A 26,549-nucleotide genomic window follows, 5' to 3' on the forward strand; every position below is an offset into this window, starting at 1 on the left:
AGTCAGCGCCCCTTCCACTCCGGCTCGCGGTCCTCGAGGAACGCGTCTATGCCCTCGTCCTTGTCCGCGGTCGCGAACAGTTGGGCGAACAGCTCGGCCTCGTAGTCGATCCCGGTCTCGAGGTCCATGCGTTCGCTCGCCTGGACCGCGGTCTTCGCGAACTCGAGGGCGACCGGGCTCTTCTCGGCCATCGACCCGGCGAGGTCGTAGACGCGGTCGTCGAGTTCGTCCGGCGGATACGCCTCCTCGACGATCCCGACGTCGGCGGCCTCCGCCGCGTCGAGGAGCTCGCCCGAGAGGATCAGCTTCATCGCCTGTCCCGTCCCCACGAGCCGGGGAAGCCGCTGGGTGCCGCCGCCGCCGGGGATGATCCCGAGGTTGATCTCCGGCTGGCCGATCTTTCCCCCTTCGGCCGCGATCCGGACGTCACACGCCAACGCGAGCTCGAGCCCGCCGCCGAGCGCGTGTCCGTTCACGCGGGCGATGACCGGCTTCGGACAGTCCGCGACGTGTTCGAAGACCCTCGGTCGTTCGCTCGCCTCGCGCTGTTCGAGCGCGTCACGTTCGCGGAGCTCGGTCACGTCCGCGCCGGCGACGAACGCGCCGCTCTCGACGTCGCCGGTCAACACGACGACCCGGACCGCGTCGTCGTCCGCGACCGCGTCGAGGACCGCGATGAGGTCCTCCCGAAGCTCCGCGTTGAGCGCGTTTCGCGCCTCGGGCCGCGAGAGCGTCACCGTCGCGACCCCCTCGACGCGGTCGCCCACCGACACGGACAGGGTCTCGCTTTCTGCCGCCGCCGACTCGGTCGCCGTCGACGTTCCCGCCATCACTGCTCACCCCAGTCGCCGCTCACGCCGACGACCTCACCGTCCTCCCAGACGTAGAACCCCTCACCGGACTTCCGCCCGAGCTTGCCGGCCCGGACCTTGCGCTTGAGCAGTTGCGGCGGGCGGAAGCGCTCGCCGAGCTCCTCGCGGAGGTACTCGAGGATGTCCAGCCGCACGTCGAGTCCGACCACGTCACACAGCTCGATCGGACCCATCGGATGGTTGTAGCCGAGCTCCATCGCGGCGTCGATGTCCTCCGGCCCCGCGACGCCCTCCTCGAGCATCCGGATCGCTTCGACGCCGACCGCGACGCCGAGCCGCGAGGAAGCGAACCCGGCCGAATCGGTGACGGTCACCGGCTCCTTGTCGATCGCCTCGACGAACTCCGTCGCCGCTTCCAGCGTCGCGTCGTCGGTCTGCTCGGCGACGACGATCTCCACGAGCCCCATGATGTGGACGGGGTTGAAGAAGTGGAGGCCGATCGCCCGGCCGGGCCGGTCGAGGACGCTCGCGATCTCGGTGATCGAAAGCGAGGAGGTGTTGGTCGCGATCACCGCCTCCTCCGGCGCGTTGGCAGCCACCTCCTCGAACGTCTCGCGTTTCAGATCCATCCGCTCGGGGACCGCCTCGACGACGAACGACGCGTCGCCGACGGCGTCGGGAAGCGAGGTGGTCGTCTGGATCCGCTCCAAGGTCGCTGCCTTCTCCTCGGCGGTCAGCTTGTCCCGGTCGACGCCGCCTTGGAGGTTCGACTCGATCGCGTCGACGCCCGACTCGAGGATGGATTCCTCGATGTCACGGATCGTCACCTCGTATCCCGCCATCGCGGCGACCTGTGCGATACCGTGGCCCATGGTCCCGGCTCCAAGTACGCTTACACGCATCGTTCACATCGTGAGTAACCACGTACATTAGCGTATCGAGTCGGGAAGTCCACGAACGGTGAGCACGCGACGAAGTGAGGTGAACGTCGAAGCGGGCAGAGGAGCGATCCCTGTAGTGGTCGTTGATCAGTGGAGCCGTCCCTCCAGAACTGAACTCACGCGTCCGCCGACTTCGACGTCGATACCCTCCGGTCCCTTCGACGCTCGAAGCCGGAGGAGCGAGGGGCGTCCCATCTCGTAGCCCTGTTCGACGGTGACCTCGATATCGTCCGTGTCGAAGTAGTCGTGTTCGACGAGATAGGCGGCGAGACACCCGTTCGAGGAGCCCGTCGCGGGGTCCTCCGGGACGCCGGAGCAGTCGGCGAAGACGCGGACGTGTAGGTCGTTGTCCTCGGACGTCTCGGTGGAGAACACGAGCACGTTCACGTTGCCGTGGGAATCGATGAGCCGGTCGTAGTACGGTTCCAGTTGCGTCTCGGCTCGTCGGACGGCATCGAGGGAGTTCAAGGGGACGACGACGGTGGGAAGACCGGTCGAGACGAGCTCGATCGGATGGGAATCGTCGACCTCCGATACGTCGAGACCGAGGATCTCCGCGAACAGCTCCGGGGGGAACTCGTCCTCGAAGGTCGGCTGGATCTGACGCATCCAGTAGGTCTCGTCGCCGTCGTGGTCCTCGACCCAAACGGGGATCTCGCCGACGCCGAGGTTCAAGACGACTTCCTCCGGGAGGTCGTCCCGGAGGTGTTCGCGGATGACGAACGCCGTTCCGAGCGTCGGGTGGCCGGCGAAGGGGATCTCCTCGGCGGGGTCGAAGATCCGGACGTCGTATCCGTTCTCCGTCGTGTCGGACGATTCGATGAACGTCGCTTCGGAGAAGTTCGTCTCGCGGGTGAACGCGAGCATCTCGTCGGTGGAGAGGTTCGATGCGTCACGGACGACCGCCAGTTGATTCCCCGTGTACTTCCCCTGTGCGAACACGTCCACGAAGTGGACTCGGTTGGTCGACATTTGCGCCCATCGATTCGGGGCATCCCAATATCTGTAGCGGTTCCGGCGGGTGTACCATGTCGGTCTCAGTGATCGAGATAGGCGAAGGAGTGGGCGATCGATTGCGGTGGCGTCGCCGGCGACCGCGAACCGCCCGCGAGGGACGCGGCGAGTGGAACGAGCCGCGAGGCTGGGGAGGCGTGAGGTGCGGGGCTGTGCGGGGTGGGATTCAAAGGGGCAGTCGCGAGGACGAAGCCTGACGACGCAAGGACCGCAGGAGCGAACATAGTGAGCGACGAGGACCACAGCGAGTCACGCGAGTCCTCGCGACTGGGGCTTTGGTGATGTTCGCTCCACCAGCAACGCACTCGTTCTCATCAGCCCGATCTCTCACGAAACAACCGTCCAACAAGCAGTCGAAACATATCGGTTGATTCACCCACAGAAACGCAAAAACATCCCCGCGTGATACGTTCTACGACCCCGACCCGCGTCCACAGACTAAGACCGGCCGCTCGGTCCCGAGGATCACGTCCTGGGTGACGCTGCCGAAGAGCGCCTTTCCCGTCGGCGAGCGCTTCCGTCCGCCGACGCAGATCTGGTCGACGTCCTCCCGTTCGGCGTGTTCGAAGATCTGCGTCGCCGGGTCGCCGCTGGTCTCCTCGGCGTGCACCGTGATGCCGCGCTCCTCCAGTCGTTTGATCGCCTCGCGGGCCGACTCGACCTGCGTGACCGACGCGCCGGTCGGGTTGTCGGTGAACACGTGAAGGAGGTGGACGACGACCTCGTCGGAGGCGTCCGCGATCTCCCCGATCGCGTCGATCTGCGCGCCGACTCCGTCCGCATCCTCGTCTATGGCCGCCAGGATCTCGTACATACCCCCCGTTTTCGGGCCTACCCAATAATGGTTACCGGCGATCCCCGTCGTGTGAGGTTCCGCGATCCGAAGACCCGATCGCCCTCAACGACCGACCCGCCCGTTCCCGACTCGGTCCGAGAGCGAATCGAACGACCGTCGATACTGTGGACACGTCGCGATCAATAATATAAGAAAGATTTTACTTCTTTAGAACACACGTATTATCGATATTTCTCTGATCGCTGTGGGAAACCACTATTCGATACTTTTCTCGTTCATATCGGATTTCTATCTATATAATAGAAGAAATTCGAACGAATAGTCGATGAAAACGTAATAGGATCACAGCTCATTTTATTCAGCTATAGACTAATAAGCTATATTTAATATATTGAGATTTGATGATTATCGAACCGTCAGATCGGCGCTGACGCTCGAAAAGTGAAATAACGGAAGGGATCGGTCGTCGTCGGTCGCGACTACTCGTCGACCGCGACGTCGTCGGCGTCGACGTCGACCGCGGCCTCCTCCTCGGCGGCGATCTCCTCGGGACGCGCCTCGAGGGTCAGCTTCTGGACCTCGACGCGGCGCAGCGGGTAGATCGTCTTCGCGTCGGCGTAGACCGCCGACGAGAGGTTGCCGTCGACGATCGCGTCGACGAACGACTCGAAGGTCCGCTCCTCGGCGGCGGCGTGGACCTTGTCGATCATGACGCGGCGGATCGCCTTCTCCTGGGACCGGTCGGCCTTCTTCGTCGTCAGCGCGACCGGCTGGACGCGGATCCGGTAGTCGTCGGTCGTCACGACCGTGATCGACGCCTCGACCTTCGAGGCGCCGCGGCGGACGAGAGAGCGCAGGTAATCGCGCGTCAGCTCGTACTTGATGAACTCGGTGTAGGCCGTGTCACTGCCCACGTCCGTGATCTTGAACGTGAGCTTCGTGTTGTTCGCGCTGGAGTCGCCCGTGAGTTCGCCGAGCGTGGTCGTGATCGTGCGGCCGATCACCTGATCGGGCTCCTCGGCGAGCGTCTCGCCGAGTTCCGCGCGGTCGAACTGTTCGGGTGCCAGTACGTCGTACCAGCGTTTCTGTTCTCTGCTCTTGGAAACTGATCGTTCGCTCATGTGTTGGTGTCCGTGTGTCGTGTGTCCGTGTCGGTGTCTCGTGTCTCCGCCCCGTCGGCGGTCGATTCGTTACCGACCGCCCCGTCGGCGGTCCTCTCGCCCGCGGTCCGGTGTTCGTTTGCCCGCTCGATGACCCGCTCCGCGACCCGCAGGTTCACCACGTAGTCGTCGACGGTCGAGCGCAGCCCACCCGTCGTCGGTCGCTCGATCCGGCAGTCGATCGTGTCGCCGTCGACGCTGACCGCCATCGAGTCGGTGTCGTCGGGCGCGAGCGCGGCTGCGACGAGTTCGGCGTCGGCGTGGGTCGTCCGGACCGCCGCGGTCCGGGTCCCGTCCGTCGAGACGGCCGGGACCCCCTCGTCGTCCGCGACCGCGTCGTCGCCCGTCATAGCGCCCCCCGGAGCGCGGCCAGCGCGTCCGTCGGATCCCCGTCGACGGCGATCCCGCCGCGGGTTCCGTTCCCCCAGCCGGCGCCGCCCGCCTCGCGGGCGGCCGACCGGCAGGCGTCGCCGATCCCGTGATCCCCGGTCGCGGCCGTCGCGAGCGTCCCCGACGACTCGTCGAGGGCGATCGCGACGGGCTCCGGCGACCGGAAGTCCCGGAGTATTCGGGCGACCGTCGGGAGCACGCTCGCCGACGCGTCGACGCGGGCGACGATACAGCCGTCGTACCGACCGGTCGTCGCGGCGTCGACCGCGCGGTGGGCGGCGGTCCCGTGGGAGCGCCAAGCGTCGACGGCGGCCGTCCGGAGATCGTCTCCCGGATCGGCCGCGAGCGCGAGCGCGACGCCGGTCCCCGGCTCCTCGCGTGCGAGGGCCTCGAGGACGTCGGCGTAGCCGCCGATCGTCTCGAACGGAGCGGTCGCACCCGCGTCGAGCGCGTACGGCCGGAGCGCGCGCTCGACCGCCGACGCGCTCCGCGTGCTCGCGTCCTCGGCGGTGGCGACGTCCACGGCGACGAGCGAGGCCAGTCGCCGGTGTGCGTCCGCGTCGAGCTCCGCCGGGAGCCCGAGCGCCGCGAGGGCGGCCCGCGTCGCCTCGACGTCGCCGGAGTACGGCGTCCGGAGCAGCGTCGAGGCCGCGATCCCGTCCGCGAGGTCCGCGGTCGGAATCGCGACGCCGGGTCGTCGCGAGACGAGCTCGGCGCGTTCCGCGGCCTCGAGCGCGTCGCCCGAGCCGTCGGTGCCGGGCACGGAGCCCGCGGCGACGACGCCGGCCAGCGCGATCGCCGGATCGGGCTCGACGCCCAACTCCCGGGCGACCGCGAAGGCGGTCGTGCTCGCGGGCCGTCCCGCGCAGGGCACCGCGTGTGGACCTCGGTCGGCCCCGAGGACCACCGCGACGTCGTCGCCGGCGGCGTCGGGGACGGGGTCACGCGCGATCCGGACCTGAAACGGCACTCCGCGCTCGCGAAGGGCGCGAGCGAGCGTCCCGGCGGCCGCGAGCGCGTCGCCGTCGTCGGTCGCGACGAGCCGGACGAACGGCGCGTCGGCGAGGACGCTGGCGAGCGCGTCGGGCGCGGGTGCGGAGTCGGTGATCGTCTCGGTCACGGGTGAGTCGGTGGGATCGGGCCTCTGTGGTCGTTACCGGATTCGGGTCGGCGCGGCGTTACTCCTCGAGGAGTTCGGCGGCGTTCTCGTAGGTGTAGACGAAGTCCTCGTCGATCTCGTCGCCGCGGTAGTAGTCCGCCAGCCGGCGGATCTTCGATTCCGTGTTCTGGAGCGCGCGCTTGTTCTGGTGGTCCTGGCCGTTCTCGGCCATGTGCTCGCGCAGGCGGACCGCGCGGGCCAGCAGGTTCCGCAGGTCCTCGGGCAGGTCGGGGTCGGCGTCGTGTTCCTCGAGGATCTCGGTGATCTTCTTACCGGTGGCGAGTTTGACGTCGGGGACCGGGACGCCCTTGACGCCCTCGTCGCGCAGCTTGATCCCGATGACGCTCGGGTCCTCGCCCTGCTCCGCCAGTTCGACGACGCGGGACTCGATGTCCTCGGCGTCGACGTCGCTCCACTCCGGGTTCTCGTCCGTCGCCGGCTTGTCCGAACCGGACGAACCGCGACGGCGCGTGTGCATTCGTGCCATTGGTTGAGTTGGAACGGCACAACCGCGAGTACGTGACCGCACCCCGCGCGACGCGGCTCTCGGAGCGCTCGCAAGCGCGAGCGGTTCCGGTGAGCGCCCGAAACCGGACGTCTCGGCCGCGTCGTCGGAGCGACGGTGCACCGCTACGTTCCCAAGCCGTGGGTGAATAGGCCCCGGCGCGTCGGATCCGCAGCTGTGCTGTTCCCGTTCGACCGGTCGACGGCCGGACTCTTAAGCGTGTTCTTGTCGAGTTCACGCGGTCTCGCCCGGAGTCGGCGGCGGTGGGGTCCCGTCGACGGAAAGCAGCCCTTAAATTCTCGCTGTGAGATCGGTTCGTAGGTGAGAGTACCTCATGACAGACCGACCAGACGGTGAGGATCCGTCCGCGTCGATGGGCGCCGCCGGCGGTTCGAAGACCGAACCGCGGATCAGCTTCTACGGCGGGAAGTGGGCGAGCACGGTTCCGCTCGGCTTCTTCATCCTCTGGGCCGTCTTCCAGAGCGGCGTCCTCGGCATCGGCGACACGAACGGGCTGGTGATCGGGGCGTTGATCGGAACGATCCTCGGGTTGTTCTTCGTGCGCGGCGACTGGAAGACGTACGCGGACACCATCTTCGAGGGGATGACCCAACGCGTAGCCGCGACGGCGATCGTCGCGTGGCTGTGGGCGGGCATGTTCGCCGAGACGCTCCAGGTCGGCGGCTTCGTCGAGGGGCTAATCTTCGCCGCCGACGCGCTCAACGTCGGCGCGGCGACGTTCCCGGCCGCCGCGTTCGTCCTCTGTGGCCTGCTCGCGACCGGGATCGGGACGGGGTACGGGGCCACCGTCGCGTTCGTGACGCTCTTTTTCCCGGCGGGCGTCCTCATCGGCGCGAACCCGGTGTTGCTCTTCGCGGCGATCCTCTCCGGCGCCGTCTTCGGCGACAACCTCGCGCCCGTCAGCGACACGACGATCGTGAGCGCAGTGACGCAGGACGCGGACATCGGCGGCGTCGTCGCCTCGCGGTTCAAGTACGCGATCGTCGCCGCGGTGCCCGCCTTCATCGCCTACCTGATCATGGGTTCGGTGCTGTCGGGCGCGAGCCTGGAGGGCGCCGCGGCCCTCCGTGACACGGCGACCGCGCCCGGTTTGGTCCACCTGATCTCGATGGGTGTCGTGATCGCCACCGCCGTCGCGGGGCGACACATCGTCGAGGCGATCTCCTGGGGTCTCGTCGTCGCGGTCGGCTTCAACCTCGCGCTCGGGCTCTCGTCCGTGAGCGATATTCTCGTGTTCACCGTGACCGAGGCCGGGACGTTCACCGCGCTGCCGTTCGTCGCGGTCGGCGACACGGCGGGCGTCGGCGGGAGCCTCTACGCCGGTGCGATCGGGTTCTTCCCGCTCATCGTGTTGACGCTCCTCATCGTGTCGATGGCGCAGATCATGATCCGCGGCGGCGGCTTCGCGGCGATCCAGGAGTTCCTCTTGAACTCCGTCGCGACCACCGTCCGCCGGGCCGAGGTGACGATGGTGCTCGGCACCGCCGCGATCAACGGGATGATCACGATCAACACCGCAGCCGAGATCGCGATCGCGCCGTACATCGCGCGGATCGGCGAGAAGTTCAACATCAACGGCTACCGACGGGCGAACATCCTGGACGCCAACACGTCGGCGCTCGGCTACATCTTCCCGTGGGCCGGCGGCGTCCTCGTCGGCTACCAGGTCATGGTCGGGCCGAACGGACTCGGCGCGGAGTACGGTCCGGAGATGGTCGTCAACCCGATCGAAGTCGTGCCGTACGTGTTCCACGGTTGGTTCCTCGTGATCGTCTTCCTGGTGGCGGCAGTCACCGGGTTCGGGAGGGAGTACGTTCCCGATCGGACCTCCGGGGAGGTGTCGCGCGCATGAGCGCGCTCGACAAGTTCCTCGCCGGCTGGTCGTTCAGGAGTTCGACGCCCGACTACGAACCGGGCGACACCATCGAGGTGATGGTCACCGGCGAGAAGGGCGGCGAGGCGACCGCCCGTATCGGCGACTCGATACTCCGGATCGAGGGCGCGCCGGACGACGCGGTGGACACCCGCGTGCTGGTCGCGGTCGAGACGTGGGACGGGTCGACCCACCGCGGAACCGGGACGTACCGGGAGACGGTCGGCGGGAGCGCCTTCTGAGTTCCCTCGCGGGGGTCTCCCGCGTCGGCCGCCGTCTCTGCCACCGCCTCCGTCGACTCCGTCACCTCCGGCGCCTCCGCCGCCGCGTCGGACCGGGTTGCTTTTTAAGACGACTCCCGAAGGGAGAGCCGTGCTATCGGTCGAGTTGCACTCCCACTCGGCGCTGTCCCACGACGGGCGTGACCCGGTCGACCTCCTCTTGGAGCAGGCGGCCGCGGTCGGTCTCGACGCGCTCGCCGTCACGGACCACGACGAGATCGACGCGAGCATCGAGGCGGCCGAGAAGGCCCCCGAGTACGGGATCGTCGGGATCGTCGGGATGGAGGTCACCTCCGCGGCCGGCCACGTGCTCGCGTTCGGGATCGACGAACTCGTTCCCAGCGGACTGCCGTTCGACGAGACGCTCGACCGGATCCGCGAGGCCGGCGGGATCGCGGTCGTCCCCCACCCCTTCCAGAAGACCCGTCACGGGGTCGCCGCGCACGTCTCCGAGGACCAGCTCGCGAGCGCCGACGCGATCGAGGTGTACAACTCCCGACTCTTCACGGGCCGTGCGAACCGCCAGGCCGAGACGTTCGCCGTCCGTCGGAACCTCCCGATGACCGCCGGCAGCGACGCGCACATCTCCGAGATGGTCGGTCAGGCGGTCACCGAGGTCGGCGCGGACGAGCGCTCGGCCGACGCGATCCTCGAGGCCGTCGCAGACGGGCGGACCAGCGTCGTCGGGAAACGCACGCCGTGGCGCGTCTCGCTCCGCCAGTTCGCCGGCGGGGCGAAGCGCCGGGCGCTCCGGACGATCGGCGGGCTGCGACGGTCGTGAGGTCGACCCGATGACCGCCGATCGCGAGGGCGGACGCGTCGATGGTCGCCTCCGGGGCGCGTCACCGGAACTCGTCGCCGAGGCGATCCGCGATCGGGACCCGCTTCCGGGAACTCGCGGGTTCGCCGGGGTGCTGTCGAGTTCGCCGCCGTCCGTCGTCGAGAGCGGAGGGCCCGACGGCGGGGGACGAGTCCTCGTCCGCGACGTCCTCGGCCGCCAACCGCTGTTCGTCGAGGCCGACGCGGCCGACCCGACCTGCCCCGAGTCGTGGAGCTTCGACCGAGCCGATCTCCGGCACCCGGCACCGATCCCGGCCGGGTCGGTCGTGTCGGCGACGGAACGCGATCTCCGCTGGTCGCTCCCGACGCCCGCCGCCTCGGACCCCGAACCCGCTCAGGCGGCCGTCGACGCCGCGATCGAGGGGACGCTCGCCGACCTCGCCGCCGAGGACGCAGCGCTCTCGACCGACCGGCTCGCCGTGGCGTTCTCCGGCGGGGTCGACTCGGCGCTCGTCGCGAGCGCGGTCCCGGACGCGCCGTGTTACGTCGCGGGCTTCGAGGGGTGTCACGACGTCGCTGCCGCGCGCGCGGCCGCGACCGCGATGGGTCTGGACCTGCGGGTGGTAAAGCTCTCGCACGACGACCTCCGGCGGGCGATCCCCGAGGTCGCGTCCGCGACCGGTCGAGAGAACCCCATGGACCTCAACATCGCCGTCCCGCTGTACCTGACCGCCGAGGCGGCCGCGGCCGACGGGATCGACCGACTGGCGGTCGGCCAGGGCGCCGACGAGCTGTTCGGGGGCTACAGCAAGGTCGTCGAACCCGCTGACGACGACCGAGTCGAGGCCGACACCGTCCGGGGCGCACGGACCGAGACGGTTCGGACCCTCCCCGAACAGCTCGAACGCGACGTGCTAGCGCTGCGGGCCGCCGGGGTCGAACCGGTCGCGCCGCTGCTCGACGACCGCGTCGTCGACGCCGCGCTCCGGCTGCCGGGCGAGCTGCTCGCTACGGCCGAGGATCGGAAGGTGGCGCTCCGGCGCGCCGCGACCGGACGCCTGCCGGAGGCGGTGTACACGGCGGACAAGAAGGCGGTTCAGTACGGCACGTACGTCTCGCGGGAGATCGACCGGCTGGCGCGGCGGAACGGGTTCAAGCGACGGATGGAGAACCACGTCGGTCAGTACGTCGCCTCGCTGCTCGAGGGCGACGTCTGAGTCCGAACCTCGCCGAAAAACCGGCCCGTGCGGGCCGGTCCTGACCAAGCCGCGCGTCGGAGTACCAGTCCTGCGGCCGACGCCCGATCGATCGGGCGTCGTGAAAACGAAAGTCCGGTATCGTATAAAATACGCGCAGTGGTGACAAATATGACCACCCGAAAGGAGTGGGATTCAGAGATCCTCCAGAGACATGCGATCGTTTCGGGACGAACGTCAGATACCGCCTCCGGATCCGGATCGAAATTCGACGCTTCAGCGACGCGTGGCGTCCTCCGGAACCGACCGCTCCCGTCCTCGAGTTACCTGACCAGGTACGGATCGCTGCCGGCGATGAACCGGCCGAGGTCGGTCTCGCGTCGGAAGTCGGTCGAGCGGAGCCGACGGAGCGCCTCGACCAGCTCGTCGGCGTCGCCGTCGTCCCACTCGGCCGGCTCCTTGATCGGGAGGACGAGCCAGCCCGACCCGAGCAGCTCCTCGCCGTGGAGCGCGTCCATGTCGACCTCGGTCTTCCACGCGCGGGCGGTGTACTGCCGGAGGACGTGGTCGGTCGCCTTCGCGCCGACCGGGAGGAGGACGTGTGCCGCGATCGCCCTGAGCTCCGCGTCGAAGTACCGCTCCATGTCGTCGTAGGAGGCCGCGGTCGGCTCCCCGTCGGGCAGACACATGTGGAGGTACGAGAGGAACGTTCGATCCGTCGACACCCGACCGGGATCGTCGTCATCGCTCCCGGGTCCCGACGAACCGTCGCCGTCGGCGTCGTGCGGGCCGTCGTCCTCGACGACTTCCGTGAGGAGGCCGGCGTCGGTCAGTGCCTCGAGAAACGCCGCGGACCACGGCTCGCCGGTGAAGGGGATCCGCTCGTCGACACCGCCGTGGACGCCGGGGTGGTCGCCGATCACGTGGAAGTCGGCGTTGGCGTCGCCGTATCCCGGAACGAACGTTGGACAGTCCGGCCGCATTCCGAACGGGTTGCGCGTGCGGTCGGTGACGTTCTTCACGGAATCCGGTAGGAACGCGACCCGTAATAGCCCGTTCGATACCGGACCGCGCCGGCGGGCGACTGCGCCGCGGCGTCGATGCCGAGGCCAACTGATCCCGACCGAGAACCCCCTCGAGAGCCGCCGCAGGTAGGCGCATGCGTACCGAGGGATTCTCATAAGTTATGGAAACGAGTCTGGTTCGACCGGCTTGGGATACGCCGCGATAGCGATCCGGCGACGAACGTTCAACGGATCCGAAACGTTCGATCGAATCGCTAGACTGCGCCGGGGTGAACTCTCCGCACCGGTCACAAAGTATATATACGCCCCTCGACTGCGGACCATCGAAGACCCATGTTCGACCGCATCCGCACGGCGGCCCTCTTCGGCCTCCACCAGGCGACCGTTGCCATCGGGATCTCCGCGTTCCCCGTGGCCGTCTTCGCCCGCAAGCAACTCGGCGTCAACATCCCGGTCCACCGGCTCGTCGAGACCACCACCGAGGCCATCGAGGCCGCCGAGGAGTAATCAGAGCGCACGCTTTTCCGAGGTTCGTCCGACCCGACTCCCGCGAGCCTTCGCTCCGATCGTCCCCCGCGTTTCCACCCCGGAAATGACCGTCGGAACCGGCGGCCGGTCCCCGAAGGGTTGCCTTTATCAGCGCGAGGGGCCAACTGGGCGGTAATGCGAACACCGACCGACGATCTCTCCGACGGGGCGTCCCTCGAACTCGGCCGCGACCAGCCGGTCTTCGGGCCGGAGCTCGGCGAGTTCGAACACAGCGAGCGCCGCGCCGCACAGGCCGACGGCGAGGGCGAGATGAAGACCGGAACGACGACGGTCGGCATCCGCACCGCCGGCGGCGTCGTGATGGCCACGGACATGCGCGCCTCCCTCGGCGGGATGGTCTCCTCGAAGGACGTCCAGAAGGTCGAGCAGATCCACCCCCGCGGCGCGCTCACCATCGCCGGCTCCGTCTCCGCCGCACAGAACCTCATCTCGACGCTCAAGGCCGAGACCAACCTCTACGAGGCCCGCCGTGGCAAGGACATGTCGATGGAGGCGCTCTCGACGCTCACCGGCAACCTCCTCCGCACGGGCGCGTTCTTCATCGTCCAGCCGATCCTGGGCGGCGTCGACGACGAGGGAGCCCACATCTACTCCATCGACGCGCTCGGCGGTACCACCGAGGAGGAGTACACCGTCACCGGCTCCGGCTCGCAGTACGCCCTGGGTGTCTTAGAACAGGAGTACCACGACGACGTCACCGTCGACGAGGCGAAGACCATCGCCGCGAAGGCGATCCAGTCCGCCGTCGAGCGCGACCTCGCCTCGGGCAACGGGATCAACGTCGCCGTCGTCACCGACGAGGGCGTCGACATCACCCGCCACAAGGACTTCGACGGCCTGCTGTAGACGCCGATCCCGTCTCCTCCCCTTCTCACTATTGCGTAGCGCCTCCAACGTCTCCGCCTTCACGTTCCTTTCAGGCCCGCTCGACGTCCTCCTCGGGCGGCCGGATCCCGTCGCCCCAGTAGAAGTGCGGGCCGAGGAGGAGGTAGCCGCCGGAGAGGAACAGCAGCGCGAACGCGAACCCCTCGCCGATCCACGGGGGGAGCGCGGTCGTGAGCGCGTGCGCGACCGGCGTCACCACCACCGCCGCCTGGACGAACCCCATCACGAGCGCGTCCTGCGCGTGGAGGTCGGGGTACGTCACCGTCGACCCCATGAGCACCGCGAAGACGGCGGTCGCGACGACGAGCGGGATCGGCGCGGTGTAGCCCGCTAACACCGCGGCGGCGAGGACCGTCGCCGCGAGCGTCGTCGGGACGCCGACGGTCTCGCGGCTCCCGCTGTCGTAGGCCGTGTACAGCCCGAGGCGGGCGACCGCCATCGCGACGAAGAGCGCGGCGGCTCCGAGCCCGCCGGCGACGAGGACCGCTCCCGCGGCGGCCGGGTCGTCGCCGAGGACGACGACGGAGACGAGGGCCGCGGGGGCGACGCCGAAGGAGGCGACGTCCGCGAGCGAGTCGAGGTACGGTCCCGCCGGCGTCGATCCCCGGTGTCTGGCGACCACCCCGTCGAGCCCGTCGGCGATGGCGGCCAACAGGATCAGCCGGGCCGCCAGGGCGGCGTCGACGGTGGCGGCGACGACCGCGAGGAAGCCGACCGCGGCGTTGGCCACGGTGACCGCGTCGGCGAGACCCAACCGACCGACCCGCAGAGACATACCGGATCGGTCGACGACCCCGCTTTTAGGGTTTGTTATCCGCTCGGCGTCGGTCGACGCTCGGACTTCCCGAGGTCGGTCCGCGGGCGAACTATTAAGCGTCCGATGACCTAACCTGTGGTATGGACCCACTTCCCCTCCAAACCGGTTTCGGACTGGTGAGCGTCGGCCTCCTGTTTCTCATGTTGGTGGTCGTCACGCTCTGGCAGTCCATCGAGATCGTCGACGCCTACGACAAAGAGGCGCTGACGGTGTTCGGCGAGTTCCGGAAGCTGCTCGAGCCGGGCATCAACTTCATCCCGCCGTTCGTCTCGCGGACGTACGCGTTCGACATGCGGACGCAGACGCTGGACGTGCCCCGCCAGGAGGCGATCACGCGTGACAACTCGCCGGTGACCGCGGACGCGGTCGTCTACATCAAGGTGATGGACGCGAAGAAGGCGTTCCTCGAGGTCGACGACTACAAGAACGCCGTCTCGAACCTGGCACAGACCACGCTCCGTGCCGTCCTCGGCGACATGGAGCTCGACGACACGCTGAACAAACGTCAGGAGATCAACGCGAAGATCCGCCGCGAGCTCGACGAGCCGACCGACGAGTGGGGGATCCGCGTCGAGAGCGTCGAGGTGCGCGAGGTCAACCCCTCGAAGGACGTCCAGCAGGCGATGGAGCAACAGACCTCCGCGGAGCGGCGGCGGCGCGCGATGATCCTCGAGGCGCAGGGGGAACGGCGCTCGGCGGTCGAGCAGGCCGAGGGTGACAAGCAGTCGAACATCATCCGCGCGCAAGGGGAAAAACAGAGTCAGATCCTCGAGGCGCAGGGAGACTCGATCTCGACCGTGTTGCGGGCGCGGTCCGCCGAGTCGATGGGCGAGCGCGCCATCATCGAGCGCGGCATGGAGACGCTCGAGGAGATCGGCAAGGGCGAGTCGACGACGTTCGTGCTCCCGCAGGAGCTCACGAGCCTCGTCGGCCGCTACGGCAAGGCCCTCTCCGGCTCGGACGTCCAGCAGATGGACGGCCTCGAGGGCCTCGAGTTCGACGAGGACACCCGCAAGATGCTCGGGCTCGACGACATCGACGAGATCCTCGGCCAGATCGACGAGGCGGCCCAGATGGACGTCGAGGAGCTCGAGAAGGAGGCCGAGGCGGTCAAGTCCGGCGACGCGGGCTCGAACATCAAGTCGGCGGACGAGGTCATCCAGGAGATGGACGAGGAGGTCCCCGACGGCGAGGTCGAGCCGCCCGAGGAGAGCTGAACCGCCGATCCGACCGTTTTCGACCCGAACGAAGCGCTTTTGCCGGGCGATCGCGTACCACGGAGCGTGACTGAAGAGGTCGACGAACGGAAACGTCGGACGCTGCGGCGGTTCGCCGCCGTCGGAGCGGCCGCCCCGTTCGTCGGGAGCGCGAGCGCCGCGGACGACACCAACGAGACCCGGGAGGCGATCCGCGGGTACGTCCCGTCTACGCCGGGCGCGCACTTCTCGAAGCTCCGGGACGACCTTCGACTCGGAACGGGCGAGGCCCAGCACCACCTCCGGAGGCTCGAGGAGGACGGCGAGATCGAGTCGGCCAAGGACGCCGACTACCGCCGGTACTTCCCCGCGGGGCGGTTCGACGGCCTCGACAAGCGGGCGCTCGGCTACCTCCGACGGGAGACGCCGCGCGGGATGATCCTCGCGCTGCTCTCGGACCCCGACGCGACCGGCGCGGAGCTCGCCGACGACCTCGGCGTCTCCCGACCGACGATAAGCGCCGCGGCGGGCGAGTTGGCCGCGGCCGGCCTCCTCGACCGAAGCGAGGGCTACGAACTGACCGAGCCGGAGCGACTGTTGACGCTCGTCGTGCGGTACGCCGATTCCTTCGACGGCGACGCGGTCGCGTTCGCCGACGAGGCGGCCGCGCTCGTCAAGTACGACCCGTAGACCGCGACGACGACGCAGTCGCCGACGTCTCCGGTCGGTCGCGGCGCGATCAGGCCGTCACCATCCACGTCGTGCCCGACGAGTAGCCCCACTTCTCGACGTCGAGCTCGGCGGCCGCGTCGGCGACGGCACCCATGTTGGCGCCGACCTCCTTCGCGGAGAGGCCGAGCTCCTCGGCGATCAGCCGCGATTTGAAGTAGGTTCGGTCGTCCGCGTTGGTCCGGAGGTACTCGAGGATACGGGCCTGTTTCTCCGAGAGGCCGGCCGGTTCGACCGCGATCGGTTCCGCGCGTGCCGTGCTCATGTCACTACGCATGAAGGGTACCCTCAAAAGCCGGTTGGTAGACCGAGTTAACACCGCCACGTCGTGCGGTTTCGACGCGATATCGGGTCGTCCACCCCTCGCCGACGGGGCGTTCCGGTACGAAGTCCGAATCGGGGAGGACCCCGTTCCGGGAGAGTCCGTCGTCAGTACAGATCGGATACGAACGGTCCGAGCGCGCCGGCGACCGCGGCGGCGAGCGCGTCGGCGCGGTCGAGGCTCCCGTCGGTCAGCGCGCCGGCGGCCCCGCCGCGTCGCGCGACGCCCGTGGTGTCGAGCAAGTCGTCCATCACCGGTCCCAGCTCCGCGCCCGCCTCGACGCGGGCCGCGACGTCGTCGGGGAGCCGGAGGCTCGGACCGGCGCCGCGACCGACGCGGTCGCCGTCGTCGACGGCCGCCCACATCACGAGAAAGAGCCCGTCGGCGCCCTCGAACCGGGCCACGCCGCCCTCGAGACCGACGCCGAGGTCGTACTCGTCCGCCTCGAGGACCGCCGCGGCGCGGTTCTCCGCGCCGGCGACGGTCTCGGCGTGGCCGGTCGGCTGCTCGCTCACGCGGGAGGGGACCGAGACGGACTCGATCGATTCGACGGTTTCGTTCGTCTCGAGCGCGCGTTCGACCGCGCGTCGTTTCACCGGATTGCCGCTGCCGACGCCGACTCGCATACGGCGACTCCGTCGCGGACTCACGAATACCCTTCGACGCCGAACAGCCCCGCGAGCCGCTCGATCCCGTCGATCAGCGCGGGGCTCGGCTGGTTCAGGAGCGAGTCGTCGATCACGTGGACCGGCGCGTCGATCCACTCCCTGTCGGCGACGGTCGCGGGGTCGACCCGGTCGCCGCGCCCGCAGACGTGGACGACGACGCGGTCGGGATCGGCGGCCGAGACGGTTTCGGGATCGACCTCGCGGGAGCGCTCGCCCGCCTCGAGAAACGGGTAGCGGCCGCCGGCGGCCCGAACCGCGTCGGGGACCCAGTTGCCCGCGGCCATCGGCGGATCCGACCACTCCTCGCAGTAGACCACGGGACGGTCCGCGGTCGCGTCGCCGGTCGCGTCCCCGATCGCCTCGAGCCGCTCGCGCGCGGCGGCCGCCAGTTCCGCGCCCGCGTCCGGCCGATCGACCGCCGCGCCCGTCTCCCGGAAGCCCTCGATCACGTCCTCGAGCGTGGCTGGCTCGCGGTGGTCGACGGCGAGTCCGCGCTCCCGGCAGTCCTCGGCGAGGTCGGCCTGAAGTTCGTCGCTCGTGAACACGACGTCCGGATCCAGCGCCGCGACACGGTCGAGAGAGGGGGTGAGCCAGCCCCCGACGGGGACGGGGTCGGTTCCGTGTGCGGATCCCGCGTTCGACGGGGGAGCACAGTGGTGGGTGACGCCCACTAGGCACTCGGCCGCCCCGAGCGCGGAGAGGGTCGCGGTCGCGCTCGGGGCGAGCGAGACGACGCGGGGAGCGGTCATCGGTGACGGGTTCGCTCCCGTCGCTCGAAAACGTTCGGATCGCGTGGGGGCGCCGGATCCCCTCGCGGTCCGTCGTGATCGATCGTGTTCATTCGTCGTCGTCGCGGCGACACGTTCCGGGTCTTTTAAGTTACGTTCGCCCGTCTATCGGACAAGACTGCTCCCGGGCGTTCTCGATTACCCGGGAGACAGAGAGCTATGACCGAACGACTACATACCAGGGGGAGTCGCACCCGTGGGGAGACGGAGGAGGAATCGGAGAGCACCGACGAGACGCTGAGCTGTCCGGAGTGTGACGGCCAGGTCATCAACGACGAGGAGCACGGCGAGACGGTGTGTGCGGACTGCGGGCTCGTCGTCGAGGCCGACTCGGTCGACCGCGGGCCGGAGTGGCGCGCGTTCGACTCACGCGAGAAGGACGAGAAGTCCCGCGTGGGCGCGCCCACGACGAACACGATGCACGACAAGGGCCTGTCGACCAACATCGACTGGCGCGACAAGGACGCGTACGGCCGCTCGCTCGGCGCGCGCCAGCGCCAGAAGATGCAGCGGCTCCGCAAGTGGAACGAGCGGTTCCGCACGCGCGACTCGAAGGAGCGCAACCTGAAGCAGGCGCTCGGCGAGATCGACCGGATGGCGAGCGCACTCGGGCTTCCCGACAACGTCCGCGAGACCGCCTCCGTCATCTACCGCCGCGCGCTCGACGAGGACCTCCTCCCCGGCCGATCCATCGAGGGAGTCTCCACGTCGTGCGTGTACGCCGCCGCCCGGATGGCCGGCGTCCCGCGCAGCCTCGACGAGATCGCCGACGTCTCACGCGTGGAGAAGGCCGAGATCGCCCGGACGTACCGCTACGTCGTCCGCGAGCTCAAACTGGAGGTCAAGCCCGCCGACCCCGAACAGTACGTGCCGCGGTTCGCCTCCGACCTGGAGCTCTCCGAGGAGTCGGAGATGCGCGCGAAGGGCCTCCTGAAGAATGCCAAGGAGAAGGGCGTCCACAGCGGGAAGTCGCCGGTCGGCCTCGCGGCCGCCGCCGTCTACGCCGCCGCCCTCCTCACCAACGAAAAGACGACGCAGGCCGCAGTCTCGGAGGTCGCGGACATCTCCGAGGTCACCATCCGCAACCGCTACCACGAGCTGCTCGAGGCCGAGGACGGCCTCGTCGCGTAAACGCGCGACCCGAAACGCCACGTCCCGACCGCGTCTACCTCATGACTCGCTCACGCGACCTCCTCTCCGGCGTCTCGCTCGTCCTCGTCGCCGGCTGGTTTCTCGTCATCACGGGTGCCGGCGGCGGCCGAGCGACGCTCGTCGTCGCCAGCATCGGCTGCGGCGTCGCGGGCGTCGCGTACCTGCTCGCCGCGGCGGACGTCGATCCCGCCGTCGCCGACCGCGATCTCACGCCCGACCGCTTCCGCGCGGTCGCGACCCTCGCGCTCGCGGGCTCGATCCTCGCGCTCGGACTCGACGGCGTCGCCGACGGCCCCGACGCGCTCTCCGTCGTCCTGATCCTCGGCGGTCTCCTCGCGATCGCCGCCGGCTGGCTTCGACTGCGTCGCGTCGGGCGCGTCGAGGCCGACAACGAGGAGCCTCGGTCGGACGGGGAGAGTTAACTCCCCCACCGTCGAAGTGCCGGACATGTTCGAGGAGTTCGTTCTCGCGGCGAGCACCGCCGACCTGTCCGCGGAGCCGCGCGCCCGCGATGCGGCAGACGCCGTGGAGTTCCGCATGGACCTCGCCGAGGACCCGCTGGACCAGCTCGCGGCCTACGACGGGGCGCTCCCGCTCGTCGTCACGAACCGCGCGGACTGGGAGGGCGGCGAGGCCGACGACCTCGGCCGGTACGACGCGCTCGCGGAGGCGATCGCGCACGACTCGGTCGTCGCGGTCGACGTCGAACTCGCCGCGTTCCGGGGGAACGCGCCGCCCGGCGAGCACTCGCACGCGACCGCCCTGCGATCGAGCGCCCGCGAGGAGGGGGTGTCGGTGATCGCCTCCGTCCACGACTTCGAGTCGACGCCGGGAGTCGGGGCGCTCGTCGACCTGCTCGCGGACGCGGCGAGCGAGGGCGACGTGGGGAAGCTGGCGACCACCGCGAACGGCCGGGAGGACGCGCTCGCGATGCTGCGCGCGACCCACGAGGCGACCGCTGCGGGCCGCCGCGTCGCGACGATGTGTATGGGCGAGCCGGGTCGCCACACCCGCGCGGTGGCCCCGGTGTACGGCTCGCGGATCGGGTACGCTCCGGTCGATGCGGCGGACGCGACCGCGCCCGGACAGTACCCGCTCGCGACGCTCCGCGGGTTGGTCGACGGGTTACTGGAGGAGGGGACCGAGTCGTAGGCGACTCAGTCGTGCCGGAAACAGCGCGATCCCGTAAAGGCCATCGCCATGCCGTGTTCGTCGGCGGCGGCGACCACGTCCTCGTCGTTGACGGAGCCGCCGGGCTGGATCACGGCCTCGATGCCGGCGTCGGCCGCCTCCTCGATCGCGTCCGGGAACGGGAAGAACGCGTCGGAGGCCATCACCGCGCCCTCGGCCGACTTCCCGTCGGCGTCCTTCTCGGCTTTCATCGCCGCGAGCGTGACGGCGTCGACGCGGGAGACCTGCCCCATGCCGACGCCGACCGTCTCCGTGCCGGTCGCGAACAGGATCCCGTTCGACTTGACGTGTTTGAGCGTCCGCCAGGCGAACAGCATCGTCTCGACCTGTTCCTCGGATGGTTCACGCTCGGTGACGAACTCGAGGTCGTCTGCGGTCGGTGACTGGCGGTCGCGCTCCTGGACGAGCCGCCCGCCCACGATCGGCTTCTCGACGAACCGCTCGGAGAAGCGTTCCTCGCCCTCCCCCAGCGGGCCGACGTCGAGCACGCGGAGGTTCTTCTTCTCCGTGAGCACGTCGAGCGCGCTGTCGGTGTAGCCGGGCGCGACGACGACCTCCTTGAACGACTCCGCGATCGCCTCGGCGGTGTCGGCGTCACAGCGGCGGTTCAAGGCCACGATCCCGCCGAACGCCGACTTGGCGTCGGTTCGGAGCGCCCGGTCGTACGCGTCGGCGAGGGTGTCGCTCGTCGCGCAGCCGGCGGGGTTGGTGTGTTTGATCACGGCGGCGGCCGGCTCGTCGAACTCCTTTATCAGCCCGAGCGCGGCGTCGGCGTCGTTGTAGTTGTTGTACCCCATCCCTTTCGAGCCGGGGTTCAGCCCGGTCGCGCCGACGACGCTGGCCTCCTCGCAGGCGGGGTCCGCGTACAGCGCGGCGTCCTGGTGGGGGTTCTCCCCGTAGCGCAGCGCGTCGGCGCGGTCCTCCGAGACGAACCGCCGGGCCGGGAAGGAGCCGCCGGTGTCGCCGTCGATCCGGACCGATCGGGGGACTCCCTGCTCGTCGGTCTCGATGTCGACGTTCCCCTCCGCGAACCACCGGATCGCCCGCGGGTACGCGGTGAACTCCGCCTCGTGGAGCACTCGTTCCTTCAGCGACGCGGCGTCGTCATCACCGTAGACCGGGACCGGCTCCTGGGTGAGTATCGGGCCGTCGTCGACGGCCTCGGTGACGACGTGGACGGTACAGCCCGTCGTCTTGACGCCCGCCTCGAGCACCTGCTCGTGGGCGTCGGTGCCGGGGAACGCCGGCAGCAACGACGGGTGGACGTTCAGGGTCGTCGGGGCAGTAGCGAGGAACTCCTCCGTGAGCACGCGCATGTACCCGTCCAGACAGACGACGTCGAAGTCGTAATCCGAGAGTCGATCGAGGATCCGGCGCTCGTGGCTCTCTCGTGACTCGCCCTCCTCGCGGGCGACGACCTCGGTCGGGATCCGGCGCTCGGCGGCGGCCTCGATGACCGGTGCGCCCTCGCGATTTGTTAACACGACGGACAGATCCGCGCCGCCCGGCGCGGCGTCGGCGATGTGTCGCAGGTTCCGTCCCCGATTGCTGGCGAGTCCGGCGATCTTCATGTCCGATCTCTCCGACCGATCGCGTTTATCCGTTACGGTCGTCTTCGGATGAATATACACGATCGAGGATAGGTTAACGACGTTGTCGCCATCAGCGGCACGAGTGTATACACTTCTGTGGGTACCGTCATCGACACGCTTTTGCGCGCGCCATGGACACTCGCGGACATGACCGACGACCCGATCCCCGGACTCTCACGCTCGGACCCCCTCGCGGCCGTCTCCCCGCTCGACGGTCGGTACGCCGGACGAACCGCTCCCCTCTCGCCGTACGCGAGCGAGGCGGCGCTCATGCGGGCGCGGACCCGCGTCGAGGTGGAGTACCTGATCGAGCTGGCCGACCTCGGGGCGACGCCGATCGCGGTCGACGGCGCGGAGGCGGCGGCCCTGCGCGACCTCCACGAGTCCTTCTCGGCGGAGGACGCCAGGCTGATCAAGGACCTGGAGGTCGAGGGCGCGGCCGGATACGCCGCGACCAACCACGACGTGAAGGCGATCGAGTACTTCCTGCGGGTGCGACTGGAGGAACTGGCCGAAGGCGGGACGCTGGAGGATCCGGAGCGGCTGTTCCCGTGGATCCACTTCGGGCTCACGAGCGAGGACGTCAACAACCTCGCACACCGGCTGCTCGTCGGGCCGGCGGCCCGCGAGGTGCTCGTGCCCGCGATCCGCGAGGTGCGCGACGCGCTCGTGGAACTGGCCCACGAGCACCGCGACACGCCGATGCTCGCGCGGACGCACGGCCAGCCCGCGACGCCGACGACCTTCGGCAAGGAGATGGCCGTGTACGCCGCGCGGCTCGGTCGGACGCTCGGCCGCGTCGAGGACGCGGTCGACGACCTCTCCGGCAAGCTCGCCGGGGCGTCCGGTACCTACGCCGCCCACGTCGCCGCCTACCCCGACGTCGACTGGCCGGGCGTCTCCCGCTCCGTCGTCCGGGGGCTCGGACTGGACCACACGCCGCTCGCGACGCAGGTGAATCCGTGTGACGACCTCGCGGCGCTCTTCGACGCGTTTCGAGGGGTGAACGACGTCCTCCTCGATCTCGACCTCGACGCGTGGCTGTACGTCTCGGATCGCTACCTCGGGCAGCGCGCCGTCGAGGGCGAGACCGGCTCGTCGACGATGCCGCACAAGGTGAACCCGATCGACTTCGAGAACGCCGAGGGGAACCTCTCGAAGGCGAACTCGGACCTGACGTTCCTCGCCGACTACGTCACGACCTCGCGGCTCCAACGCGACCTCTCGGACTCGACGGTGAAACGCAACGTGGGGGCCGCCTTCGCCCACTGCCTGATCGGCTACTCGAAGACGGCCGACGGGCTCTCGAAGGTGGTCCCGAACGAGACGGTCATGCGCGAGGAGCTGGAGGCGACTCCAGAGGTGATCGGCGAGGCGGTCCAGACGATCCTCCGGCGCGAGGGCGACACCGACGCCTATGAGCGCGTCAAGGAACTCACTCGCGGCTCGCGGGTCACTCTCGAGGACTTCCGCGCGCTGTTCGACGACCTCGACGTCGACCCGGCCGTCCGCGAGGAGCTACGGGAGCTGACCCCCGCGGGTTACACCGGGATCGCCGCCGAGCTCGCGGACGGGGTCGCCGTCGACGACGAGTAGGCCGACGGCGTTCCGGGGGTACTACTTCTCGACGAACTCCACGAGCACCCCGCCGGTCGACCGGGGGTGAAGGAACGCGACTTCGTGACCCCACGCGCCGAGGCGCGGCTCCTCGTCGACGAGGTCGACGCCGAACTCGCGCGCGCGGTCGAGCGCCGCGGGGAGGTCCTCGGTCGCGAGCGCGACGTGGTGGATCCCCGGTCCCTCGCGCTCGAGGTAGTCGCGTATCGTCCCGTCGGCGACCGGTTCCAGCAGCTCGAAGTGGCCGCCGCCGTCGAGTTCGAGGAAAACGACGCGCATTCCCTCGAACGTCTCCTCGTGGGCGACCGGCGCGTCGAGGAGCCCCGAAAACGAGTCGGCGAGTCCGGCGGCGTCACGCGTGGCGACGCCGACGTGATCGAATCGCATGCCGGACCGTGGGGCGTCAGCGACTTATAGCCGACCGCCGCGACCGCCGTGATCGAGCGGACCGCCGCGACGGAGATCGGCCGGACGGAAGGCTTTGGGTGCCGGCGAACGAAGGGGCACGCGAGTCGTGTCCGATCAGAACGCCGACCAGCCGACCGAACAGAAGACTTCGAGGAGCATCCTCGATACGATCCTCGACGGCGCGCTCCACGAGATGAACCGTGAGCGGTCGGGACTGCTGCTCTCGGGGCTGTCGGCGGGCCTCGACATCGGGTTCGGCCCGCTGATGATGGCCGTAGTGTTGACGCTCTCGCCCGCCGGGTTCGGCGATCTCACGACCGAGCTGCTGTTGGCGAGCGTCTACTCGATCGGGTTCATGTTCGTCATCTTGGGCCGGTCGGAGCTGTTCACCGAACACACCACGCTGGCGGTGATCCCGGTCCTCGACGGCCAGGCGTCGCTCCGCGACCTGGGCCGGCTGTGGGGGCTGGTGTACGTCGGCAACCTCGTCGGCGGGCTCTGTTTCACCCTGCTCGTGATCCTGTTGATGCCGGAACTCGGCGTCGTGACGCCGGCGGCGTTCGAGACGATCGCGTTGAAACTCGTCACCCACGACCTGCCGTGGCTGTTCGTCGGCGGCGTCTTCGCCGGCTGGCTGATGGGCCTCCTGGCGTGGCTGATCACGGCCGCACAGGAGACGACGAGCCGGCTGATCCTCGTGTTGATCGTCACCGGGACCATCGGTCTCCTCCATTTACCCCACTCGATCGCGGGCAACGTGGAGGTGTTGTTCGGGCTGTTCATGTCGCCCGCGATCACCCCGATCGACTACGTCGGGTTCCTCGTGCTGGCGACGGTCGGAAACGCCTTCGGCGGCGCGGTCTTCGTCGCGCTGTTGAAGTACGGACACGTCGTCCGCGGCGCGAACTGAGGGGGTTCGGCGTCCCGTCCGATCGCGGGACTCGCCGCCGCCCAGTCGACGCTCACCGATCGGGGCTGTACTCGCCGAACTCCTCGCGGAACACGTCGGAGACCTCCTGGACGGTCGCGTACGCCTTCACCGCGTCGACGATCGGGGGCATCACGTTCGCCTCGCCGCGAGCCGCCTCCCTGACGGCGTCGAGCGCGGCCTCGACCGCCTCGTCGTCGCGGTTAGCCTTGACCTCCTCGAGCCGCTCGCGCTGTTCGGCCTCCTGTTCGGGATCGACCTCCTCTAAGTCCATCTCGGGCTCCTCGTCCACCCGGAACTCGTTGACGCCGACGATCACGCGCTCGCCCTCCTCGATCTCGCGCTGGCGCTCGAAGGCGACGTCCTGGATCTGTCGTTGGACCCACTGGCTCTCGACCGCCTCGAGCGCGCCGCCGCGGCGGTCGATCTCCTCGATGATCTCGAACGCCTCCTCCTCGATCCCGTCGGTGAGGCTCTCGACGTAGTAGCTCCCGGCGAGCGGGTCGATCGTGTCGGCCGCGCCCGACTCGTGTGCGAGGATCTGCTGGGTGCGCAGGGCGGTCCGCACCGACTGCTCCGTGGGGAGCGCGAGCGCCTCGTCCTTCCCGTTCGTGTGGAGGCTCTGGGTCCCCCCCAACACCGCCGCGAGCGCCTGGTAGGCCACTCTGACGACGTTGTTCTCGATCTGCTGGGCGGTCAGGGTGGAGCCGCCGGTCTGGGTGTGGAACTTCAGCTGTTTCGACTTGGGGTTCGTCGCGTCGAACCGCTCGTCCATGATCTCGGCCCACATCCGGCGGGCCGCGCGGAACTTTGCCGCCTCCTCGAAGACGTTGTTGTGGGCGTTAAAGAAGAAGGAGAGCTGGGGGGCGAACTCGTCGACGTCGAGGCCGGCGTCGAGGGCGGCCTCGACGTACTCGATCCCGTTCGCGAGCGTGAACGCCACCTCCTGGGCGGCCGTCGATCCAGCCTCGCGGATGTGGTACCCCGAGATGGAGATGGTGTTGAATCCCGGCACCTCCTCGGCGCAGAACGCGAAGATATCGGTTATGAGCCGCATCGAGGGCCCCGGCGGGTAGATGTAGAGGTTCCGCGCGACGTACTCCTTCATGATGTCGTTCTGGATCGTCCCACGCAGTTCCGATCTCGGGACACCCTGCTGATCGCCCATCGCGACGTACATCGCGAGCAGGACCGCGGCGGGCGCGTTGATCGTCATCGACGTGGAGACCGAATCGAGTGGGATGCCGGAGAAGACGGTCTCGAAGTCGTCGAGCGTGTCGATGGCGACCCCCGACCGGCCGACCTCCCCCTCGGCCATCGCGGCGTCGGAGTCGTACCCCATCTGCGTCGGGAGGTCGAACGCCATCGAGAGCCCCGAGGAGCCCTCGTCGATGAGGTAGCGGAACCGCTCGTTGGTCTCGGCGGCCGTGCCCATCCCGGCGTACTGTCGCATCGTCCAGAGCCGGCCGCGGTGCATCGTCGAGTAGACGCCGCGGGTGTACGGCTCCTCGCCGGGGAAGCCGACGTCCTCGCGGTAGTCGTGATCGGCGACGTCGGCGGGGGTGTACAGCGGGTCGACCGACTGGCCGCCGGTGTCGGTCGTGAACTCCGCCTCGCGCTCCCCGAACCGGTCGACGGTGTCGCCGTAGGTTCCCTCCTCCCAGGACTCCTTCGCCTCCCGGATCTCGGCCAGCTCCTCGGGGTCGTACATTACCTACACCGTCGTCCGAGCACGACTTAACGGTTGACCCGGG

General features: G+C 69.0%; 29 protein-coding genes. 13 read left to right on the forward strand and 16 right to left on the reverse strand.

All coding sequences use genetic code 11. The annotated features are described in order from the left end of the window. Positions 1 to 2: 2 nt before the first annotated feature. The 8 genes from FN829_RS10000 to FN829_RS10035 form a co-directional block, all read right to left on the reverse strand. A complete protein-coding gene (locus FN829_RS10000; protein ID WP_142986844.1) occupies positions 3 to 830 on the reverse strand; it encodes an enoyl-CoA hydratase/isomerase family protein in 828 nt (275 codons plus the stop codon). Then, the gene (locus FN829_RS10005; protein ID WP_142986845.1) at positions 830 to 1,714 is read right to left on the reverse strand and encodes a 3-hydroxyacyl-CoA dehydrogenase family protein; all 885 of its coding nucleotides are present in this window, start codon (positions 1,712 to 1,714) and stop codon (positions 830 to 832) included. Before FN829_RS10005 ends, FN829_RS10000 begins: the two co-directional genes overlap by 1 nt. Before the next feature lie 126 nt (positions 1,715 to 1,840). Continuing rightward, positions 1,841 to 2,725, reverse strand: coding sequence for a PhzF family phenazine biosynthesis protein (locus FN829_RS10010; RefSeq protein WP_142986846.1), 885 nt, complete (start codon positions 2,723 to 2,725; stop codon positions 1,841 to 1,843). A gap of 454 nt (positions 2,726 to 3,179) precedes the next feature. Then, on the reverse strand, positions 3,180 to 3,581 hold the full coding sequence (locus FN829_RS10015) for a universal stress protein (RefSeq protein WP_142986847.1): 402 nt from the start codon (positions 3,579 to 3,581) through the stop codon (positions 3,180 to 3,182). A gap of 461 nt (positions 3,582 to 4,042) precedes the next feature. After that, complete coding sequence (locus FN829_RS10020; RefSeq protein WP_142986848.1) at positions 4,043 to 4,684, reverse strand: 30S ribosomal protein S3ae; 642 nt, start codon at positions 4,682 to 4,684, stop codon at positions 4,043 to 4,045. Continuing rightward, complete coding sequence (locus FN829_RS10025; protein ID WP_142986849.1) at positions 4,681 to 5,073, reverse strand: KEOPS complex subunit Pcc1; 393 nt, start codon at positions 5,071 to 5,073, stop codon at positions 4,681 to 4,683. The genes FN829_RS10020 and FN829_RS10025 overlap by 4 nt, the downstream gene beginning before the upstream one ends. Beyond that, entirely contained in the window at positions 5,070 to 6,233 is a 1,164-nt protein-coding gene (locus tag FN829_RS10030; protein WP_142986850.1) for an exonuclease RecJ, read from the reverse strand. The genes FN829_RS10025 and FN829_RS10030 overlap by 4 nt, the downstream gene beginning before the upstream one ends. Positions 6,234 to 6,291: 58 nt before the next feature. Beyond that, complete coding sequence (locus tag FN829_RS10035) at positions 6,292 to 6,759, reverse strand: 30S ribosomal protein S15 (RefSeq protein WP_142986851.1); 468 nt, start codon at positions 6,757 to 6,759, stop codon at positions 6,292 to 6,294. 352 nt (positions 6,760 to 7,111) lie between these two features. On the opposite strand from FN829_RS10035, the gene FN829_RS10040 reads away from it, so the two are divergent. From FN829_RS10040 to FN829_RS10055, 4 genes are all read left to right on the forward strand, one after another. After that, positions 7,112 to 8,650, forward strand: coding sequence for a Na+/H+ antiporter NhaC family protein (locus tag FN829_RS10040; protein ID WP_142986852.1), 1,539 nt, complete (start codon positions 7,112 to 7,114; stop codon positions 8,648 to 8,650). Continuing rightward, complete coding sequence (locus FN829_RS10045) at positions 8,647 to 8,913, forward strand: DUF7513 family protein (protein WP_142986853.1); 267 nt, start codon at positions 8,647 to 8,649, stop codon at positions 8,911 to 8,913. The genes FN829_RS10040 and FN829_RS10045 overlap by 4 nt, the downstream gene beginning before the upstream one ends. Before the next feature lie 130 nt (positions 8,914 to 9,043). Beyond that, positions 9,044 to 9,733, forward strand: a complete 690-nt coding sequence (locus FN829_RS10050; RefSeq protein ID WP_142986854.1) for a PHP domain-containing protein — start codon at positions 9,044 to 9,046, stop codon at positions 9,731 to 9,733. Between the two features lie 10 nt (positions 9,734 to 9,743). Then, positions 9,744 to 10,949 carry an asparagine synthase C-terminal domain-containing protein gene (locus FN829_RS10055; protein WP_142986855.1) on the forward strand — a complete coding sequence of 402 codons (1,206 nt, stop codon included), beginning with the start codon at positions 9,744 to 9,746 and terminating at the stop codon, positions 10,947 to 10,949. Positions 10,950 to 11,251: 302 nt separating this feature from the next. Here FN829_RS10055 and FN829_RS10060 read toward each other — a convergent pair whose 3' ends face one another. After that, positions 11,252 to 11,950 carry a uracil-DNA glycosylase family protein gene (locus FN829_RS10060; RefSeq protein WP_142986856.1) on the reverse strand — a complete coding sequence of 233 codons (699 nt, stop codon included), beginning with the start codon at positions 11,948 to 11,950 and terminating at the stop codon, positions 11,252 to 11,254. A gap of 336 nt (positions 11,951 to 12,286) precedes the next feature. On the opposite strand from FN829_RS10060, the gene FN829_RS15920 reads away from it, so the two are divergent. Further along, on the forward strand, positions 12,287 to 12,460 hold the full coding sequence (locus FN829_RS15920; protein WP_185955737.1) for a hypothetical protein: 174 nt from the start codon (positions 12,287 to 12,289) through the stop codon (positions 12,458 to 12,460). Between the two features lie 156 nt (positions 12,461 to 12,616). Continuing rightward, positions 12,617 to 13,348, forward strand: coding sequence for an archaeal proteasome endopeptidase complex subunit beta (psmB, locus tag FN829_RS10065; RefSeq protein ID WP_142986857.1), 732 nt, complete (start codon positions 12,617 to 12,619; stop codon positions 13,346 to 13,348). 70 nt (positions 13,349 to 13,418) lie between these two features. On the opposite strand, the gene FN829_RS10070 is transcribed toward psmB, so the two are convergent. Beyond that, positions 13,419 to 14,162, reverse strand: coding sequence for a protein sorting system archaetidylserine synthase (locus tag FN829_RS10070; RefSeq protein ID WP_142986858.1), 744 nt, complete (start codon positions 14,160 to 14,162; stop codon positions 13,419 to 13,421). 122 nt (positions 14,163 to 14,284) lie between these two features. On the opposite strand from FN829_RS10070, the gene FN829_RS10075 reads away from it, so the two are divergent. After that, positions 14,285 to 15,421: an SPFH domain-containing protein gene (locus tag FN829_RS10075; protein WP_142986859.1), complete on the forward strand. Its 1,137-nt coding sequence runs from the start codon at positions 14,285 to 14,287 to the stop codon at positions 15,419 to 15,421. A 66-nt stretch (positions 15,422 to 15,487) separates the two neighbouring features. Continuing rightward, positions 15,488 to 16,090: a winged helix-turn-helix transcriptional regulator gene (locus tag FN829_RS10080; RefSeq protein WP_142986860.1), complete on the forward strand. Its 603-nt coding sequence runs from the start codon at positions 15,488 to 15,490 to the stop codon at positions 16,088 to 16,090. A 49-nt stretch (positions 16,091 to 16,139) separates the two neighbouring features. Here FN829_RS10080 and FN829_RS10085 read toward each other — a convergent pair whose 3' ends face one another. From FN829_RS10085 to FN829_RS10095, 3 genes are all read right to left on the reverse strand, one after another. After that, positions 16,140 to 16,394, reverse strand: a complete 255-nt coding sequence (locus tag FN829_RS10085; protein ID WP_142986861.1) for a DUF7123 family protein — start codon at positions 16,392 to 16,394, stop codon at positions 16,140 to 16,142. A 164-nt stretch (positions 16,395 to 16,558) separates the two neighbouring features. Continuing rightward, positions 16,559 to 17,077: a DUF84 family protein gene (locus FN829_RS10090; protein ID WP_142986862.1), complete on the reverse strand. Its 519-nt coding sequence runs from the start codon at positions 17,075 to 17,077 to the stop codon at positions 16,559 to 16,561. Positions 17,078 to 17,097: 20 nt separating this feature from the next. After that, positions 17,098 to 17,868, reverse strand: a complete 771-nt coding sequence (locus FN829_RS10095) for a helical backbone metal receptor (RefSeq protein ID WP_142986863.1) — start codon at positions 17,866 to 17,868, stop codon at positions 17,098 to 17,100. A 198-nt stretch (positions 17,869 to 18,066) separates the two neighbouring features. Here FN829_RS10095 and FN829_RS10100 point away from each other — a divergent pair, with 198 nt between their 5' ends. Genes FN829_RS10100 through FN829_RS10110 form a run of 3 tightly spaced genes read left to right on the forward strand, consistent with a single transcriptional unit; the run spans position 18,067 to position 20,211 of the window. Then, complete coding sequence (locus FN829_RS10100) at positions 18,067 to 19,038, forward strand: transcription initiation factor IIB (RefSeq protein ID WP_142986864.1); 972 nt, start codon at positions 18,067 to 18,069, stop codon at positions 19,036 to 19,038. 41 nt (positions 19,039 to 19,079) lie between these two features. Continuing rightward, entirely contained in the window at positions 19,080 to 19,481 is a 402-nt protein-coding gene (locus FN829_RS10105) for a hypothetical protein (RefSeq protein WP_142986865.1), read from the forward strand. Positions 19,482 to 19,506: 25 nt separating this feature from the next. Next, the gene (locus FN829_RS10110) at positions 19,507 to 20,211 is read left to right on the forward strand and encodes a type I 3-dehydroquinate dehydratase (protein WP_142986866.1); all 705 of its coding nucleotides are present in this window, start codon (positions 19,507 to 19,509) and stop codon (positions 20,209 to 20,211) included. 5 nt (positions 20,212 to 20,216) lie between these two features. Here the strand turns inward: FN829_RS10110 and purN are convergent, their stop codons facing one another. Then, on the reverse strand, positions 20,217 to 21,821 hold the full coding sequence (gene purN / locus FN829_RS10115; protein ID WP_142986867.1) for a phosphoribosylglycinamide formyltransferase: 1,605 nt from the start codon (positions 21,819 to 21,821) through the stop codon (positions 20,217 to 20,219). A gap of 168 nt (positions 21,822 to 21,989) precedes the next feature. Here purN and purB point away from each other — a divergent pair, with 168 nt between their 5' ends. Then, entirely contained in the window at positions 21,990 to 23,438 is a 1,449-nt protein-coding gene (purB, locus tag FN829_RS10120; RefSeq protein WP_142986868.1) for an adenylosuccinate lyase, read from the forward strand. 21 nt (positions 23,439 to 23,459) lie between these two features. Here purB and mce read toward each other — a convergent pair whose 3' ends face one another. Further along, on the reverse strand, positions 23,460 to 23,846 hold the full coding sequence (mce, locus tag FN829_RS10125) for a methylmalonyl-CoA epimerase (protein ID WP_142986869.1): 387 nt from the start codon (positions 23,844 to 23,846) through the stop codon (positions 23,460 to 23,462). A 127-nt stretch (positions 23,847 to 23,973) separates the two neighbouring features. On the opposite strand from mce, the gene FN829_RS10130 reads away from it, so the two are divergent. Then, positions 23,974 to 24,777, forward strand: a complete 804-nt coding sequence (locus tag FN829_RS10130; RefSeq protein WP_281286063.1) for a formate/nitrite transporter family protein — start codon at positions 23,974 to 23,976, stop codon at positions 24,775 to 24,777. A 52-nt stretch (positions 24,778 to 24,829) separates the two neighbouring features. Here the strand turns inward: FN829_RS10130 and FN829_RS10135 are convergent, their stop codons facing one another. Next, complete coding sequence (locus FN829_RS10135; RefSeq protein WP_142986871.1) at positions 24,830 to 26,506, reverse strand: acyl-CoA mutase large subunit family protein; 1,677 nt, start codon at positions 26,504 to 26,506, stop codon at positions 24,830 to 24,832. Between the last annotated feature and the right edge of the window lie 43 nt (positions 26,507 to 26,549).

This window comes from Halorubrum cibi, assembly GCF_900182635.1.
Taxonomy (GTDB): Archaea; Halobacteriota; Halobacteria; order Halobacteriales; family Haloferacaceae; genus Halorubrum; species Halorubrum cibi.

Coding starts and splice junctions, on each gene's coding strand:
- FN829_RS15920 (WP_185955737.1), top strand. CDS start 12,287: ATGTTCGACCGCATCCGCACGGCGGCCCTCTTCGGCCTCCACCAGGCG.
- FN829_RS10035 (WP_142986851.1), bottom strand. CDS start 6,759: ATGGCACGAATGCACACGCGCCGTCGCGGTTCGTCCGGTTCGGACAAG.
- purB (WP_142986868.1), top strand. CDS start 21,990: ATGACCGACGACCCGATCCCCGGACTCTCACGCTCGGACCCCCTCGCG.
- FN829_RS10075 (WP_142986859.1), top strand. CDS start 14,285: ATGGACCCACTTCCCCTCCAAACCGGTTTCGGACTGGTGAGCGTCGGC.
- FN829_RS10010 (WP_142986846.1), bottom strand. CDS start 2,725: ATGTCGACCAACCGAGTCCACTTCGTGGACGTGTTCGCACAGGGGAAG.
- FN829_RS10000 (WP_142986844.1), bottom strand. CDS start 830: ATGGCGGGAACGTCGACGGCGACCGAGTCGGCGGCGGCAGAAAGCGAG.
- FN829_RS10070 (WP_142986858.1), bottom strand. CDS start 14,162: ATGTCTCTGCGGGTCGGTCGGTTGGGTCTCGCCGACGCGGTCACCGTG.
- FN829_RS10095 (WP_142986863.1), bottom strand. CDS start 17,868: ATGACCGCTCCCCGCGTCGTCTCGCTCGCCCCGAGCGCGACCGCGACC.
- FN829_RS10040 (WP_142986852.1), top strand. CDS start 7,112: ATGACAGACCGACCAGACGGTGAGGATCCGTCCGCGTCGATGGGCGCC.
- FN829_RS10020 (WP_142986848.1), bottom strand. CDS start 4,684: ATGAGCGAACGATCAGTTTCCAAGAGCAGAGAACAGAAACGCTGGTAC.
- FN829_RS10090 (WP_142986862.1), bottom strand. CDS start 17,077: ATGCGAGTCGGCGTCGGCAGCGGCAATCCGGTGAAACGACGCGCGGTC.
- FN829_RS10025 (WP_142986849.1), bottom strand. CDS start 5,073: ATGACGGGCGACGACGCGGTCGCGGACGACGAGGGGGTCCCGGCCGTC.
- mce (WP_142986869.1), bottom strand. CDS start 23,846: ATGCGATTCGATCACGTCGGCGTCGCCACGCGTGACGCCGCCGGACTC.
- FN829_RS10110 (WP_142986866.1), top strand. CDS start 19,507: ATGTTCGAGGAGTTCGTTCTCGCGGCGAGCACCGCCGACCTGTCCGCG.
- FN829_RS10055 (WP_142986855.1), top strand. CDS start 9,744: ATGACCGCCGATCGCGAGGGCGGACGCGTCGATGGTCGCCTCCGGGGC.
- FN829_RS10045 (WP_142986853.1), top strand. CDS start 8,647: ATGAGCGCGCTCGACAAGTTCCTCGCCGGCTGGTCGTTCAGGAGTTCG.
- FN829_RS10135 (WP_142986871.1), bottom strand. CDS start 26,506: ATGTACGACCCCGAGGAGCTGGCCGAGATCCGGGAGGCGAAGGAGTCC.
- FN829_RS10005 (WP_142986845.1), bottom strand. CDS start 1,714: ATGCGTGTAAGCGTACTTGGAGCCGGGACCATGGGCCACGGTATCGCA.
- FN829_RS10105 (WP_142986865.1), top strand. CDS start 19,080: ATGACTCGCTCACGCGACCTCCTCTCCGGCGTCTCGCTCGTCCTCGTC.
- FN829_RS10085 (WP_142986861.1), bottom strand. CDS start 16,394: ATGAGCACGGCACGCGCGGAACCGATCGCGGTCGAACCGGCCGGCCTC.
- FN829_RS10100 (WP_142986864.1), top strand. CDS start 18,067: ATGACCGAACGACTACATACCAGGGGGAGTCGCACCCGTGGGGAGACG.
- FN829_RS10015 (WP_142986847.1), bottom strand. CDS start 3,581: ATGTACGAGATCCTGGCGGCCATAGACGAGGATGCGGACGGAGTCGGC.
- purN (WP_142986867.1), bottom strand. CDS start 21,821: ATGAAGATCGCCGGACTCGCCAGCAATCGGGGACGGAACCTGCGACAC.
- psmB (WP_142986857.1), top strand. CDS start 12,617: ATGCGAACACCGACCGACGATCTCTCCGACGGGGCGTCCCTCGAACTC.